General features: G+C 58.4%; 16 protein-coding genes. 9 read left to right on the forward strand and 7 right to left on the reverse strand.

The window, feature by feature from the left end:
- Window positions 1–10: 10 nt before the first annotated feature.
- Window positions 11–1069, forward strand: a complete 1059-nt coding sequence (locus ABNP46_RS19380; protein WP_349919994.1) for a porin — start codon at window positions 11–13, stop codon at window positions 1067–1069.
- Between the two features lie 78 nt (window positions 1070–1147).
- On the opposite strand, the gene ABNP46_RS19385 is transcribed toward ABNP46_RS19380, so the two are convergent.
- A complete protein-coding gene (locus ABNP46_RS19385) occupies window positions 1148–1885 on the reverse strand; it encodes a class I SAM-dependent methyltransferase (RefSeq protein ID WP_349919996.1) in 738 nt (245 codons plus the stop codon).
- Between the two features lie 473 nt (window positions 1886–2358).
- On the reverse strand, window positions 2359–2841 hold the full coding sequence (locus tag ABNP46_RS19390; protein WP_349919997.1) for a GNAT family N-acetyltransferase: 483 nt from the start codon (window positions 2839–2841) through the stop codon (window positions 2359–2361).
- A 291-nt stretch (window positions 2842–3132) separates the two neighbouring features.
- Between ABNP46_RS19390 and ABNP46_RS19395 the strand changes: the two genes are divergently transcribed.
- From ABNP46_RS19395 to ABNP46_RS19405, 3 genes are all read left to right on the forward strand, one after another.
- Window positions 3133–5175, forward strand: coding sequence for a TonB-dependent receptor (locus tag ABNP46_RS19395; RefSeq protein ID WP_349919999.1), 2043 nt, complete (start codon window positions 3133–3135; stop codon window positions 5173–5175).
- Between the two features lie 44 nt (window positions 5176–5219).
- On the forward strand, window positions 5220–5840 hold the full coding sequence (locus tag ABNP46_RS19400; protein ID WP_349920001.1) for a PepSY-associated TM helix domain-containing protein: 621 nt from the start codon (window positions 5220–5222) through the stop codon (window positions 5838–5840).
- 200 nt (window positions 5841–6040) lie between these two features.
- On the forward strand, window positions 6041–7075 hold the full coding sequence (locus ABNP46_RS19405; RefSeq protein WP_349920003.1) for an acyltransferase: 1035 nt from the start codon (window positions 6041–6043) through the stop codon (window positions 7073–7075).
- A 5-nt stretch (window positions 7076–7080) separates the two neighbouring features.
- Here ABNP46_RS19405 and ABNP46_RS19410 read toward each other — a convergent pair whose 3' ends face one another.
- A complete protein-coding gene (locus ABNP46_RS19410) occupies window positions 7081–7422 on the reverse strand; it encodes a winged helix-turn-helix transcriptional regulator (RefSeq protein WP_349920004.1) in 342 nt (113 codons plus the stop codon).
- Between the two features lie 128 nt (window positions 7423–7550).
- On the opposite strand from ABNP46_RS19410, the gene ABNP46_RS19415 reads away from it, so the two are divergent.
- Window positions 7551–7856, forward strand: coding sequence for a monooxygenase (locus tag ABNP46_RS19415; protein ID WP_349920005.1), 306 nt, complete (start codon window positions 7551–7553; stop codon window positions 7854–7856).
- On the opposite strand, the gene ABNP46_RS19420 is transcribed toward ABNP46_RS19415, so the two are convergent.
- On the reverse strand, window positions 7837–8364 hold the full coding sequence (locus ABNP46_RS19420; RefSeq protein WP_434476162.1) for a GNAT family N-acetyltransferase: 528 nt from the start codon (window positions 8362–8364) through the stop codon (window positions 7837–7839). The two genes, ABNP46_RS19415 and ABNP46_RS19420, sit on opposite strands and share 20 nt — an antisense overlap.
- 43 nt (window positions 8365–8407) lie before the next feature.
- Window positions 8408–9007 (reverse strand): outer membrane beta-barrel protein, encoded by a 600-nt coding sequence (locus tag ABNP46_RS19425; RefSeq protein WP_434476203.1) that lies wholly within the window; start codon window positions 9005–9007, stop codon window positions 8408–8410.
- Window positions 9008–9255: 248 nt separating this feature from the next.
- On the opposite strand from ABNP46_RS19425, the gene ABNP46_RS19430 reads away from it, so the two are divergent.
- Window positions 9256–9894: an exopolysaccharide biosynthesis protein gene (locus ABNP46_RS19430; protein WP_349920010.1), complete on the forward strand. Its 639-nt coding sequence runs from the start codon at window positions 9256–9258 to the stop codon at window positions 9892–9894.
- A 77-nt stretch (window positions 9895–9971) separates the two neighbouring features.
- Here ABNP46_RS19430 and ABNP46_RS19435 read toward each other — a convergent pair whose 3' ends face one another.
- Both ABNP46_RS19435 and ABNP46_RS19440 read right to left on the reverse strand, forming a co-directional pair.
- Window positions 9972–10862 carry a sensor domain-containing diguanylate cyclase gene (locus ABNP46_RS19435; RefSeq protein ID WP_349920012.1) on the reverse strand — a complete coding sequence of 297 codons (891 nt, stop codon included), beginning with the start codon at window positions 10860–10862 and terminating at the stop codon, window positions 9972–9974.
- 441 nt (window positions 10863–11303) lie between these two features.
- The gene (locus ABNP46_RS19440; protein ID WP_349920014.1) at window positions 11304–11879 is read right to left on the reverse strand and encodes a penicillin-binding protein activator LpoB; all 576 of its coding nucleotides are present in this window, start codon (window positions 11877–11879) and stop codon (window positions 11304–11306) included.
- Between the two features lie 306 nt (window positions 11880–12185).
- On the opposite strand from ABNP46_RS19440, the gene ABNP46_RS19445 reads away from it, so the two are divergent.
- The 3 genes from ABNP46_RS19445 to ABNP46_RS19455 all read left to right on the forward strand — a co-directional run bounded on the left by ABNP46_RS19445 (window position 12186) and on the right by ABNP46_RS19455 (window position 14944).
- Complete coding sequence (locus ABNP46_RS19445; protein WP_349920015.1) at window positions 12186–12599, forward strand: GNAT family N-acetyltransferase; 414 nt, start codon at window positions 12186–12188, stop codon at window positions 12597–12599.
- A gap of 191 nt (window positions 12600–12790) precedes the next feature.
- On the forward strand, window positions 12791–13948 hold the full coding sequence (locus ABNP46_RS19450) for a hypothetical protein (protein WP_349920017.1): 1158 nt from the start codon (window positions 12791–12793) through the stop codon (window positions 13946–13948).
- Window positions 13949–13951: 3 nt separating this feature from the next.
- Entirely contained in the window at window positions 13952–14944 is a 993-nt protein-coding gene (locus ABNP46_RS19455; protein WP_349920018.1) for a hypothetical protein, read from the forward strand.
- Window positions 14945–15443 lie beyond the last annotated feature (499 nt).

The raw sequence follows: 15443 nt of genomic DNA on the forward strand, positions 1-15443 counted from the left end.
AGGGATTAAGATGAAAAAGCTGACAGTAGTAGCATTGGCTCTCACCGCTGCCTTCCAGGCTCAAGCCGTCGAAGTATATAAAAATGACAGCACCATGCTGGATATCTACGGCCGCATCTATGCCGGTCAATTCTTCGGAGAGAAGAAGGAACTGGATGCCAACGGTGACATCAAAAACGAATATAGCGACAAACAGGGTGCAAACCAGTTTGTTCGTCTGGGCGCCAAGGTAGAAAGCGCCATCAACCCGGGTCTCAAGGCCCTGGCCCAGTACGAGCTGCAGTTCTACATCAACGACAGCGAGAAGACCGTCAGCGAGAACTCCGACAACCTGCGCACCCGTCTGGCCTTCGCCGGTGTGGGCGCCGACTGGGGCAACGTGACCTTCGGTCGTCAGCAAGGCGCCCCCGGCATGCTGGCCAACTGGACTGACGTCTCCCTCTCCGACGGCTATGGCAACGACGCCCTCGGCGCCAAGACCGACACCTTCGCCACCAACCGTGCCGGCTCGGTCCTGAAATACTCCGGCCTGTTCAACGGCTTCCAGATCGACACCAGCTACAAGTTCGACGGCGGTGACACCGAAGAGACCACCAGCAAGGACAGCGATGCCGCCTACGGTGCCGCCGTGTCCTATACCTTCCCGTTCAATCTGGCGCTCGGCACCGCCTACAACGTGGGGATCCGCGACAAGAACAACGAGGAAGACGCCAAGCTGTGGCTGCTCTCCGCCAAATATGACAACAAGGCCGTCTATGCCGCCCTGAGCTATGCAGACGGTACCGACTTCCTCAAGACCGGCCAGGATCACACCGGCTGGGAAGCCGCCCTCGGCTACAACTTCGAGAACGGCATCGGCCTGATGGCCCTGTGGAACAAGCAGAAGGTGGAGCAGGACGGCAAGGCCGACTATGACTCCATCGACTACTACACCCTGGGTGCCCAGTACAAGTTCAACAAGAACCTGCGGGTCATCGGCGAATACCGCATCAACAACCTGGACAGCCAGGACAGTGGCAAGCTGAACACCAAGGACGACTTCCAGCTGGCAGCCCGCTACGACTTCTAAGTCGAGCCTCGCTCAAGCTGAATGCCATAAAAACGGCGCGCAGAACTCTCTGCGCGCCGTTTCTATTTGTCTCTCAGATCAACGTAATGGCTTTTGCACTGACACCAGCAGCAGCATGGGTCGCTCTGCCTCTTCTGCCAGCGCCGGATTGGCGGCGATCTGCCCGGCCGTGGGGCCCCAATCCTCCACGTGACGGATCTCGAATCCCGCCCCGATCAGGGCATTGAGATAGGTGCCCAGAGTGCGGTGATACTTGATCACCCCTTCCGCCAGCCAGTTGCTGACCCGCTCGCCCTCCCGCTGATAGCCGTTGATGGGCCAGGATCGGCGTCCCTCCTCGTCCACCAGCCAGCCCTGGGGCTGGGGGCAGGTGAAGATGGGATGTTCCACCGAGAACACAAAGCTGCCGCCCGCCGCCAGGGCGCCGTGGATCTGCGCGAACAGGCTGTTTACCTCCGGCAGGTAGTGCAGCGCCAACGAGCTGTAGACCAGATCGAAAGGCTCACGACTCAGCTCAAGCCGGGCCAGATCCCCCTGCTGATAGTGGATCCGCTCGTCCCGGGTCAGTTCGGCGGCGCGGGCCAGCATCCTGGTGGAGAGATCGATCCCCGTCACCTCCCCCGCCCCCAGCTCCCGGGCCGCCCGGCAGAACCAGCCGTAGCCGCAGCCCAGATCCAGCACCCGCTTGCCGGTCAGGGCCGGCAGCATGGCCCGCAACGCCGGCCATTCCGGCGCACCTGCCAGCCCCTGCTGGGAGCGGGGCAACTGGGCATAGCCTTCAAAAAAGCCTTGGTTATCATAGATATTTTGTGACATCTCACGCTTTCCTTCTTCAGGTCATCGCGGCCGGGAGGCTGAGCGGTACAGCCATGAGCATACCCCTTGAACCGCCATCACCGGCCAAAAAAAAGCAGAGAACCCGGGCGGGCCTCTGCTCTGCTTCGTCCCCGCATCCAGGATGCGGGCCAACAAAAAAGGCCATAGACGAGGCAGCGTCTATGGCCTTGATTCAATCGTGCAGTTGCGACCCGGCGCTCGCGTCAGGACGAGAGCCGGAAGGTGACGGCACGATGAATGAGTGGGAGGCTCAGGCCTCCCCGGGCTCCGGACAATGCTTCATCGCACGCATCTGTTCGGAGTTCACTCGGGACACTCGCTGATCCGAGGCATAAAGAGTCATCTGGTTCACCGGGCCAAGATTGGCCGTTGAGAGAAGGGAGAAACTGGGCGCCACTCTAGGGGCTGAGCAGCCCGCTGACAAGCAGAGGATCCCGACTCTGCCAGGTGGCTCACGACAATGTCTTCTGCCAGAACAGGGCGCGGCCCACCTCGGGGCTGAGTTCATAGCCCGCAAAACCACTGGCACGATAGGCGGCCTGCGCCACCTTGTTGCCCTCCAGCACCTCCAGCGTCAGCTTGCAGCAGCCTAGCTCCCGGGCCAGACGTTCCACCTCCGCCAGCAATCGCTTGCCGAGACCGCGCCCGCGATGCGCCGGGTGCACGGCGATGTCGTGGATGTTGAGCAGAGGGCGGCAAGCGAAGGTCGAGAAGCCCTCGAAGCAGGTAACCACCCCGGCGGGTTCACCCTCCACCCAGGCCAGCAGCACATGAGCATCGCTTCTCGCCGCCAGCGCCTTGGCCAGATTGGCCTGCACCTCATCCGAGAGCGGACTGCCACCCCCCATCTCGTCTTTCGCGTATTCGTTGAGCAGATAAACCAGCACCTCGCCGTGGTGCGGGTTGTGCAGGTCTGCCCTGATGATCTCTTCCATTTTCCGTGTCCTGTTTCCTTAAGGTGGCATGGGCGCCACCGCACCCGGATGGTAAACCAGCCCCTTGCCACAACCAAGACTCATCCGATGCATGACCTCAGGACAATGAGCCTCAACTGGCCGCACAACTGGCCGCACAACTGGTCGTAGGTGTGCCACTTTTGCATCTTTGCCTTGCCAGTCAAATGAAAATGAATATCATTAGCGCCCTCCTGCTTCGGGAGCATTTTAATAACTACAAATAAATCAATAAGTTCAGGCCAACAGGTCGATTAGAAGAGTCACACGCAGATGCAGAACCCCAACCCCCAGCGCGCCCTATTGGGCGTCGCCTTGCTGTCCCTTTGCGCCAGCGCCCGGGCCGAAGACGAGACCCTCACCGTCATCGGCAAACGCAGTCAACACGAAGAGGTCGCCACCGCGACCCGCACCGCCACCCCGGCCAAGCTGGTACCCCAGACCATAGAGAGCATCCCGGCCAGCGAGCTGACCGCCTATGGCCAACCCACCCTGAGCGAGGCCCTGAGCGGCATTCCCGGGGTCAACGCCAGCGGTGACACCCGTTTCGACGGCGTCACCATTCGTGGCTTCAACGCCAGCAACGACTTCTACCTGGACGGTCTGCGCGACGACATGCAGTACACCCGCGATCTCGGCAACATCGAGCGGGTCGAGGTACTCAAAGGCCCGGCCGCCGTGCTCTACGGCCGTGGCAGCACCGGCGGCATCATCAACCGGGTCAGCAAGAAGCCTCAGCGGGGCCAGGCCTCCAGTGTCACCGCCCGGGTCGGCAGCTTCGACAGCCAGCGACTCGCGGCGGATCTCAATGCCGAGGCCGGTGAGCGGGTGCAACTGCGCCTCAACCTGGCCCAGGAGGACAAGGAGAGCTTCCGCGATGGAGTGACCAGCAAACGCACCCTGCTGGCCCCGTCCGCCAACTGGGAGATCACCGACAACCTGAACTGGCTGGTGCAGTACGAGCGCAACGGCAGTGACCGCACCCCGGATCGCGGCATCCCCGGCGTCGACGGCCGCCCCGCCAACGTGCCCATCGAGAGTGTCTACAGCGATACCAGCCGCGACTACATCGATGACGTGGCACAGTCCACCCGCTCCCAGCTGACCTGGGATCTGAGCGAGCAGTGGCAGTTGCGCCAGCAGCTCGGCTACACCACCCTCGACAGCCAGTTCGACAACACCTATGTCACCAGCGTGAAAGGCGATCAGGTGACCCGCGCCCGCTGGCAGCAGGATCTCAAGGCCAAGAGCCTGACCAGCAACACCGAAGCGGAAGGCGAGCTGCAGACCGGCCCCGTCGAGCATCGTCTACTGGTGGGACTGGAGCAGAGCTGGCAGGAACGCACGCCGAAGCTCTATCAGAACGCCACTGCCATCCCGCCGGGCAACCTCTACGATCCGGGTTCATTGCCCACCTATAACGGTGCCATGAAGCTCTCCAGCGACGCCAGTCACAAGGTCCGTGGCTACGGCCTCTATGTGCAGGATCAGCTCAGCCTGGGTGACTGGCACCTGCTCGGCGGCCTGCGCCGGGACGAGTTCACCGTCACCAGCCGTCGCAACGATCTCGACAAGGAGGAGACCCTCTCGGTCACCAGCCTGAGCCCTCGTCTGGGCCTGGTATGGAACCCTCTCGAGGAGCACGCCTTCTACACCTCCTACAGCAAGACCTTCACCCCGGTGGGCGGTGAACTCATCGGCATCACCCCGGGGGACAAGAACAACAACCTGGATCCCCAGCACACCCGGCTGTATGAGGGTGGGGTGAAGAGCGACTGGCTGGATGGCAAGCTGGCCACCACCCTCTCCCTTTACCGGTTGGAGATGTACAACAAGCGCAGCAAGGATCCGCTGGACCCCACCAAGGTGATCCTCACCGGTCTGCAGCGTACCGACGGCATCGAGCTCAGCGCCCGCGCCCAGCTGACCGACGAGATCTACCTGCACGGCGGCGTCGCCATCCAGGATGCGGAGCAGGTCAAGGCGGATGCGGATCTGCAGGGCAAGCGGCCGATGAACGTCTCGCGCGAGAACGGCCAGTTGTTCGCCGGTTACCAGAGCGGCCCGCAGGGCTGGTATGGGGAAACCGGGGTGACGGCGGTGGGGGATCGCTTCGCCGACAACGCCAACACTACGGTGCTGCCGGGCTACGCCCGCTATGACGCCCGCGCCGGTTACCGCTGGCAGCACTGGGATGCCCAGCTCAGCGTGGAGAACCTGACCGATCACCACTACTACGTCAGCGCCACCAGCGCGGCCCAGATCATGCCGGGCAGCCCCCGTCAGCTGAACCTGACCGCGGCCTACCGCTTCTGATCCCCTCCTGACCAGACTGGCCGGCGCAAGCCGGCCAGAAACGCATGAAAACCAAGAAACTCCCGCTCCACAACAACAAGTGGGTGCGCCGCATCCACGCCTGGGCCGGTTTTGCCACCCTGGCCCTGATGCTGATCTACGGTCTCACCGGCCTCTGGCTGCAACACAGGGCCGTGCTGCCCCTGCCTGGCCCCCATACCGACAAACAGAGTGAAATCCTGACGCTGACGACGCCGCTGGCGGATCCCGCCGCGCTCACGGCCCTCTTGCAACAGCACTATGCCGACGGACTGGCAGAGGCGCGCACCGCCATCACCCCGCCCCAGACCCTGCCCACCCCGAGCGGCACGCTCACCCTGCCCGCACGCTGGGAGCTCAAGGGCGTCACCTTGAGCGAAAGCCTGGCCGCCAGCTATGTGCTCGGCACCCTGGAGGTGCGCATCGAGCGCCAGCAGGCCAACTTCGCCGCCAGCCTCAACCGGCTGCACCGCGGCATGGGTACCGGGCTCTCCTGGCAGCTGATGGGAGATCTCGCCGCCCTGGCGCTGTTGCTGCTCGCCCTCACCAGTCTGCTGATGTGGAACAAGCTGCACGGCCCGTCCCGCCGTGGCATTGCCCTGCTCCTTGGCGGAGCTCTCGTCACCCTGCTGATCGCCTTGCTCTAAGCGCCAGCCTGGCAAGGGGCCCCGGCCCGTTACATACACCAAAACGGGATCCTGCTCTCACCGGGGGTAACGTCATTTTCGGGGGAGGTAACAAAGGGTAACCCGGCGCGGGCAAGGGTCACAGTTGTCGGCACACCGGCTGGCGGGGGTCGGATGCGGCTGTTAGGGTGCGGCCAGAACTCCAGATCCCAAGAGGAATCATGCGCATTTCCAGTATCGAGTGCGGGCGGGTGCTGGCCATCCTAGCCGTGATGACCATCCACATCTCCCCCTTCAGCAACCCCTTCGATCCCACCCTCTGGGGGGACCCCCTCTATCTGTGGCTCGGGGGCATCATCAACCAGCTGTGTCGCTTCGCGGTGCCGCTGTTTTTCCTGTGCGCCGGTTACTTCCTGCAACCCAGGCTGAGCCAGGATCCCCTTGGGGTGGCGCTGCGTTACTGCCGCCCGCTGCTACTGCTTTGGCTCGGCTGGAGCCTCATCTACCTGCTGGTGCCCTTCAACCCGGTGGCGGCGGTGCAGCAAGGCTATCTGCCGACCATGGCGGGTCAGTGGCAGATGCAGATCGGGGATAGCCTCAACGCCTGGCTGGTGGGCGGCATGATCCACCTCTGGTTCCTGCCCGCCCTGATACTGGCGGTGCTGATCCTGGGGCTGTGCCAGCGGGCAGGGCTGCCCGGACTGGCGCTGGTGATGGGGGCGGGACTCTATCTGCTGGCCCTGCTCGGCGGCTCCTATGGCAAGCCGCTGCTGGGGGGCGAGTGGGCCCTGCTGACCCGTAACGGTCCCTTCTTCTCGCTGCTGTTCGTGGCCCTCGGTGCCTATCTCAAGGCTCGCAACTGGCGGCCGGACACCGCCCTCGGCGTTCGCCTGCTGGGAATGGGGCTCGCCCTCTACGCCCTGGAGGCCTGGGGACTGCTGCGCTTTGGCGAGGTGCCCCTCAATCGTCACGACTTCCTGCTGGGATCCATCCCCTGGGCCATCGGCCTGTTCGGTCTGCTGCTGGCCAATCCCGGCTGGGGCGAAGGGAGCTGGCTGGCACGCCAGGCCCCCAAGGTGCTCGGCCTCTACTGCGTGCACATGATGCTGGTGGTCTGGCTGATGGTGTTCGGCCCCCAGGGCAAGCTCGTTTGGTGGGAGCTGCTGAAGGTGCCGGCCCTGTTCGCCTGCTCCCTGCTGGCCTATCGGTTGCTGGCCGCCACGCCGGCCAGCCGCTGGTTGCTGCGGGCCCGCTGACCGGATCAGTCTGAGGTCTCGGCCTCATTCTGGCGCGCCAACAGCTCGCCGTGAGTCAGGGCGAAGTCGTGCATCTGTTGCAGCAAGGGGATGAGGGCGGTGCCGAGCGGGCTCAGGGCGTATTCCACCCTGGGGGGCACCTCGGGGTAGAGGGTACGGCGGATCACCCCGTCGGCCTCCAGCTCCTTGAGCTGGGCGGTGAGCACCTTCTGGCTCACCTCCGGCAGGCAGCGGCGCAAGTCCCCGAAGCGCAGGGTCTGATCACGCAGATGAAACAGGATGGCGGGCTTCCACTTGCCGGTCAGCAGGCGTAGCACCTCGTAGGCGGGACAGGGAACAGAAGACACGGCAAGGCTCATATGTGGTTACTTTGAGGTAACTATGCCACGAAAAGGTGCCTTCTTGCAGCCAAGATGCCGGCTTCTTATGATGTGGGCTCAGCCATTACAGCCCAGTCCAGAGAGAGAGGTAAACCATGCCCAGCCTGCTGCAGATCCATTTCAACTTCCCCCGCGAGATGATGGGGCCGGCCCTCACCGAGGCGGCGCTGCCGCTGGCGGAATCCATCACCCGGGAGCCCGGCTTTATTTCCAAGATCTGGACCGAGAACCCGAATACCGGCGAGGCCGGCGGCATCTATCTGTTCGAGGATGAAAAGAGCGCCCTCGCCTACGCGACCATGCACGAGCAGCGGGTGCTCGCCATGGGCGCGAGCGACGTGCAGTACAAGCTGTTCGAGGTCAACGAGCCCCTGAGCCGGATCACTCGCGGTATCCTCTGATCCCCTCGCCAAGTCCCAGCCGGTAATGGCTATCCCCCAGCCAGACGAAGCCCAGCCGCCGGAATAACCGCTGGCTGGGCAGATTGTCCGGATCGATATCCGCCAGCAGCGTGGTCAGCCCCAGCTCCCTCGCGAATACCATCAGGGCACCCAGCGCCTCCCCCATCAACCCCTGCCCCCAATGGCGCCGGGCCAGCATGCAACCCACTTCTGCCTGACAGCTCGCCCGCTCGAAGCTGTGCAGGCCACAGGTGCCGACGAGGCGCTCGCCATCCCGTTCAACCAGCCCCCACTCCAGAGACTCCCCGGCTGCCAGCAGGCGTTCGACGCTCGCCAGCATCTGCGCCACGGTGGCGAGTTCGGGAAAGGCGGGCTCTCCGGTGAAGCGCATCACGACGGGATCCCCGTAGATGGCGAACAGATCCACGCTGTCTTGCCCGTTGAGCGGACGCAGCAACAGCCGCGGGGTGTGCAGCACGGGGAGTGTATGGGGCAGCGGGTTCAGCAAATTCAATCCCTTGAAGGTATGGGTGTGTCTCCCATGATGACGCCTAGAACCTCAGGGTCAATCCCACATTCGCCTGCCACTGGGTGACCAGATCCCCCCGCACCCGAAAGGCGCAGATCTCGGGGTCGCAGAGGAAATCCCCATCCTCGTCGAGCAGGGAGCCATAACCACGCACTTCGGCCCGCAGCGCCAGATGCTCGGTCAGGCGCGGCTGCACTCCGAGCGCCAGGGACATGGAGGGGGCCGTCTCGCTGTCATGGGCATCGAAGCGGGTCACCCCGATCCCGGCGCCGATGTAGGGGGCCATGACGTTGTCCGACAGGGTCAGCACCCCGGCAAAATGCAGGGTATCCACCGTCAGCCGATCCGGCAGCGTCGGGGAGAGGGGGGTGGACTGGTGGCTGTAGAGCAGCTCTATCAGGCCGGGATCGTCCACCTCCTTGCTGATGAAGAAGCCCCAGTTGGCCGAGCTCTCCCCCTGCAGGGAGGTGACCGTGCCCCCATGCGGGGTCGGGACCGCGTCATCCGCCTTGTCAAAGTCGATGGCCGAGCTGTATCCCGCGAAGGGAGTCAGCTGCCAGCCGCGATCCCCGTCTTCGGCCGCCCAGCCCTGACCCAGCGGCAGCAGCAGCCCCATCACCATCATGCCCGCTCTCGTCACGGCTCTCTCCCTGCTCGTCAGTTGATTGCAACGCGTTGTGCCAAAAGCATATCAGGGCCCCCGGCACCCCATGCTGCACAGGGGCTGTATCGAATATTTTTAGGCCGCACGTCCTGCCCCATCCCCCGAGATAAAGATCCATCCTGCATGCGTCATTCATCTGGGATTAACCTCGAGCCCGTAAGCTGGCGGCGCCACAGGGGTGGCATCACAGAACGAGGATTTCAGGAATGGTTGCCGCGCAACTCAACGACCCACAGAACAAGCTGTCAGACACCTTGCGAGCCACGGCCCACGCCATCGAGGAGAGCCACATCAGCCTGCGGGACATGCTGGCCCTGGTGGGTGAGCAGGGCATGCTGCTGTTCTGCGTGCTGCTCACCGTGCCCTTCCTGCTGCCGGTCTCCATTCCCGGCGTCAGCACCCCCTTTGGCCTGCTGATCCTGTTTATCGGCATCGGCATCACCCTCAACCGGGTGCCCTGGCTGCCCGCCATCCTGATGGAGCGCCGCTTCGCCGCCGAGCACCTGAAACCGGCCCTGCACAAGGGGGCCGATCTGCTGGCCCGCATCGATCGCTTCATCCGCCCGCGCCTGCTGCTGCTGACCGGCAGCACCACCATCAATCGCTGCAACGGCCTGCTGATCATGCTGGCGGCCCTGCTGCTGATGCTGCCCCTCGGCGCCATCCCCTTCACCAACGCCATGCCCGCCTGGGCCATCCTGCTGCTGGCCATCGGCATGTTGCAGCGGGACGGTCTCTTCATCGCCGGCGGCTACGCCCTGGTGAGCGCGACCCTGGTCTGGTTCAGCGTGCTGGCCATCGGCCTGCTGATGGCGGGCCAGAGCGTCTCGACCCTGTTCAGCTAAGGCAGACTCGGCCAAGGCCGTGAGAAACGACAAGGGCGACCCGAGGGTCGCCCTTGTTCGTTATGACGTCTTGCCATTCAGGGATCGGTGTCGTGGGCCACCCGGTTGCGCCCGCCCCGCTTGGCCCGATAGAGCCACTCATCCGCGCGTGCCAGCACGGCACCCACTGTCTCCCCCGGCTGGATCAGGGTGGTGCCGAGACTCACCGTGATGGGAGCCGGATCCGGCGCCATGGTCGCCACCGCGGTGCGAATGCGTTCCGCCACCTTGAGCAGCGTCTGCTCGCCTATCTGGGGCAGCAGGATCAGAAACTCCTCGCCGCCGCTGCGCACGAACATGTCCTCGGCCCGAAGCTGGGCTGCCACGCAGGCACTGAAGCTGCGCAGCACCCGGTCCCCCACCTGATGGCCGAAGCGGTCGTTGATCTGCTTGAAGTGATCGATGTCCAGCATGATGAGACCGCTCCCCCCCTCCCCTTGCAGCCGCTGCTGATAGTGTTCGAAGAAGAAGTGGCGGTTGTAGAGGCCGGTGAGCTGATCCGTCTCCCCGAGCCGCTTGAGCCGCAGTTGCAACTCGTGCTGGCGGGTGATGTTGCGGGTCATCCAGGCCACCGCCCGCTTGCCGTCATAGAGGGATGGCAGGGGGGCCAACTTGCCCTCGAAACGCTGCATCCCCTGGGGGCCCGCCTCTGCGTTGATCCCCTCCACCTCCACCGGAGAGAGGTCATACTCCACCACCTGCACCTCGCCGCTGGCAAAGGCCTGCGCCATCTGATCCAGCACCCACTGCGCCTTCTCCAAGGGCAGTACATCCAGCAAGCGCTTGCCGATCAAGGGGTTGCCATCCTGATAGGACTGCTGCTCCACCCCGCCGATGTATTCCACGTAGTAGCCATCTTCACTGAGGATGAAGACGGGGTCGGGCAACTGAGCCATCACTTCGTAGAGCTGTGCCACCGAGAGAGCCATCTGTGTTCCTTCCAGGATCCGGGCGCAGGCCCCGTGTGTTCTGTTATACACGACCCGTTAAATATCGCACACGGTCTTTCTACGGGCAGGGCGGCGCCTCTGCGCCAGCCAGACGACCCTGTCATAACGCTCATCTGCCTCTCGATGACATAGGTGAACTGGGCATCAAACAGCACCCTACTCAGGCCGAGCTGTCGACGGGAGCCGACACCCTGAAAGCCTGGCATTCGATCATTTCAATGGATTTGCAAAAACCTCATCACTCATATCGAAATGGTGAAATAATCAGCATTTTTGACATGGAAAATGCAGTGGTTGCAGTTCAATATGCCACCACAAAGTGGCGAGAATGGGCTGATAGGAAGGGGTCGGCCAGGCAGATTCAAACAGCCCATGCAACAACGCCACCTCGTGGGTGGCGTTGTCGGGGCAAGGAGGCGCTTAACGACTGGCGGAGCGACTCGCGTTCCACAGCAGCTCGCCGCTTTTCAGATCCATCAGGGTCATGGCGAGCCGGTAGCCGGTCCCCTCGGAGACGAGATCCCCGTACAGCATATAGTTGGCACCGGTCTGGCGGCCCAGCCGCACCAGAGACGCCGGATTGCCCCCCTGCTGATACTCCAGCTGGCCGGTGATGGCCGCCACCTGGCCCGGATCGGCGAAGCTGAAGCCGCCGTGCTGCTGGATGCGTTGGCTCATGGCGATGGCCATGGGCTGGGTACTGAAGGGCTCAGTGGTGCCGTTACGCGGCGGGGTCAGCAGCAGCACGGGGTTGCTGCCCGCCAGCGCCTTCACCTCCGGAGCTTTCAAGAAGGCATCCGCCATGGCCAGCGCCAGGCCGGTCGGCGCCACGGGTTTGGGGGCAGGCTTCACCACCTCGGGTTCGGTCACCGGCTTCTCCGGCTGGACCACAGGCTGCTTGGGCTCTGACACCGGCGCCTGAGTGCCGCCATAGGGATTGACCGCACAACCGCCCAGCACCAGGGCACCCAACACCAACAAGGAACGCAGCTTCATCTTCTCTCTCCACCAAAGTCCGTAACCGGACGCCGCCAACATCCGCAACCGGGCGCCATCAACGCCCATCAACCGGGCAGCGCCAACCATCCATATAGCGGAGCCCGGCTCCGCGCCCCTCCATGCTAGAGAAAAACCGGCCCGAGCGCGAGACGCCTTGCCCACCCAGCGACAGGGATTGGCCCAATCAAACGGTCAACGCCACCAGGGCAACTGTGAGAGAGGGCCGACAACCACTCACTCTCCACCTTGACCCTCTGCCGTTGCCGGGTGATGCTGCTCACTCTTCATTTGGAGCTAACCACCATGCGACTGACCCCACCCCAGACCCCACAGAGCGATGATCTCGATGCCCTGCGCGCCGGCCTCTCCGGCTACAACCTTGTCATGGCGGGCTCCCATCAACGGGAACAGATCGCCAGCTTTATCAAGGACGAAGAGGGCATGGTACTGGGAGGCATCCTCGCCGACATCAAGTGGGGCTGGCTGCACGTGGACTGGCTCTGGATAGACGAGCGCATTCGCCGTGATGGCTGGGGCGCCCGCCTGCTTGGCGCCATGGAGCAGTACGCCCAAAGCAAGGGCATCACCAACTACCATCTGGAAACCACCAGTTTTCAGGCCCTCCCCTTCTACCAGAAGCAGGGTTACGAGGTCTTTGGTCAGCTGCCCGATATGCCGCCGGGGCATGTCAGTTATTTTTTAAGGAAAATTGGATAATTGTAAAAATTTGAATGTGTAAGTAAGTGAACAATGATATCGTTTATATCAGTAGATATTGTTATATGTTTAATGAATTTAGAAACTCAGCCAAAACTTATGATGATTATGCTTTCCATATATATTAATCTGGTATCATATCATGGCTGCATATAATATGTTTAGTTCTCGGCGAAATGATGAGGTTAATTATGATAGAAGTAACTTGCGTTCTCGATGACAAGAAAGTTAATTCAAAAAACATACAGTTTACAATCGACATTAAAAAATATGTAGAATTATCAAAGCAAATAATTCATAACAATCCATTTCAAAGAAATAAGGTTAGTAGAAGTGGAAGTATATATACCTTGCTTAAAGAGGATATATTAAAAGGATGCATTATTCCCCCTATTGTGCTCGCATCTACATTCAGACTAGATTATGAAGATAACAACCACGAGGAAATCCTTGATAAAATCCTGTCGGAACCACAAGATTTAAAAATTCTGGATGGACTTCAGAGAACATTTTCTCTAATAGATGTCTATGATAACAACATAGATTTTTTTGAAAAAAATGAATATCTAATAAGAGTCGAAGTCTACTTATCTATAAGTGACACTGGCATTCTATACAGAATGCTGACTCTTAACACTGGACAAACTCCAATGACATTAAGACATCAACTGGAGATTTTATTCTCTAAATATCTTGATGGTTCAGTTGAAGACCTACGAATCATAAAGGAGGTTGATGATGATGCCGTGAGGTCTATCAATGAATATAAATTTTCAGATCTAATTGATGGTTATAATTCTTTCCTTGAAAGAAATGAGCTGCCTATAGATAGATTTGATATATTACAAACAGTACAGACCATCCAACTAATATCTCATGATGACAATGGGGACTATGAGTTTAAAAACTTTGTAAAAACATATAATTTAATAGCAAGAAAATTTGATGAGTACTTCAAAGACTGGATATATCCGAGTGATGATGATATCGATGCTGAATTCAAAACTAAAGCTAATCCATTTGGAAAACTACCATTCAAGATATTCAATAGAAGCCAAGCAATCACAGGCTTTGGCGCTGCCATAGGTGATTTAATTGATCTGGATTCAATTAATGGACTAAGTTCCATTGCAATAATATGTAATGAACTTGTTTTCACAAATGATGATATTTTAAACCTAAATAAATGCTTAGATGATGTTAGGGAAAAATCCAAGAAGATTGGTAATGGGCAACGGATCTTCTTTAAGTTATTTTTCAAACATCTCTTTGATAAAGACGGAAACACTTTTAAAAATATTGGCACGTCTTTAGAAAAAGCTAAAAAACGTGCTTTGGCAGAGGTGTGACACATGGATACCGTTACCCTATCTGAGGACTCTATACCGCTCGAATATAGGGAGGATCGTGTTCCGACTCAAGGCGTCGAGTATATCATTAAAACATATTCCAAGCTGGAACCAGATGAGAAAGATATTGCCGAAGTATTCTTAAAAAAAATTCGTGTAGGCTGGTTAATCCCGGCCTTATCAATGATATCTCGAGAACATGATTTTTCGGATAACCAGTATTATCAGAAACACGCCTACGAAATATACTGTCAATTAAAGGGTCAAGTTTTCTCTGAAAAGATCTATTTTTTAATCATCAGCAAACGATTGTTAGATTCTATACCTGACTACAAACATTCATCAGATCATGGGCGACTAGGGGAGCTATCATTTTCTTTCATCCACCATGGCTTATATCCTTATTATGAACAGATTTCAGAATATAAAAATTCTTTGAATGATGATTCAATTCCAAATAAGGTCCATATAGAGAGAGGCTTTGACTTTGACACATCAATTAATTATTTAAGTACTTTCACAAAAACATATCTCCAAACGGAAACCAACCCATATGCACGATTTATGTCTCTATATCAAGTAATAGAGCTTTCTATGGAGGCAGTTTTTTATACGAGAATATCTAACTATAGGAAATCAAAAAATCACTTAGGAATAATCAGAGAGAAAATAAGTGAGCTTTCCTCCGAAAGAAAACTGATAAATATAATTTATTCTTCTGCCAGTTTAGATATATTCGACCAATCTTTATCCGATAAGGCAAAGATAATTTTTGGTGATTTTAAAAGTGATGATTACTATGAAAAGTGTTTAAAATCAAATATGCTTTACGATGTTCGGAATGCATTAGTTCATAGCTATTATCGTTTTGATATAAAATCTCATCTCACTTATCTATGCGACTACATAGAACTAGAGGTGTTTAATATTATTAAATACCTCTTCCGTGACGAAGAGTTAAGAAGTCAGATACTTTTAGAGCATTTTGATAATTAATGACATCGTACATAGGGCTTCGTCAGCTCAGGACCAACCAATAATTAGGGTTGGCTGCGGTCAAGCAAGGCCCTATGTTTATCACGAACAACTATTTTTTATTTTAAAAATAATTTAACCCCCTAATATTGTACTCTTTTTTTCGGAAAAAGTTGTTATGTGGGTAATATATACAGTCTGCATCGAATGAGGCGGGTACTGTATTTATTCCCACCTCTTATTCGCTGAGGCGAGCCCGCTTGTCCAGGCCGCGAGACTGGATGTCGAGCGAGCGGCGCCGGGCCATGGGCCAAATCGGAAAAGGGCGAGCGCAGCTCGACCCGATGTGACGCGAGAACAGGGATGTTCGAAGCGGGCTTTGGCCGAAGCCATGGATGGCGAAGGCCAAAGGCCCGTCGGCGCGTGCCGTCGGACAAGCGGGTGAGCCGAAGGAACCCGACAAAGTCGGGCGAATAAGCGGGGGAGAAGACCTTTGGTGCGATTTCGGAAAAGAGCGGGT

The sequence above is a fragment of the Aeromonas veronii genome (assembly GCF_040215105.1).
GTDB lineage: Bacteria > Pseudomonadota > Gammaproteobacteria > Enterobacterales > Aeromonadaceae > Aeromonas > Aeromonas veronii_G.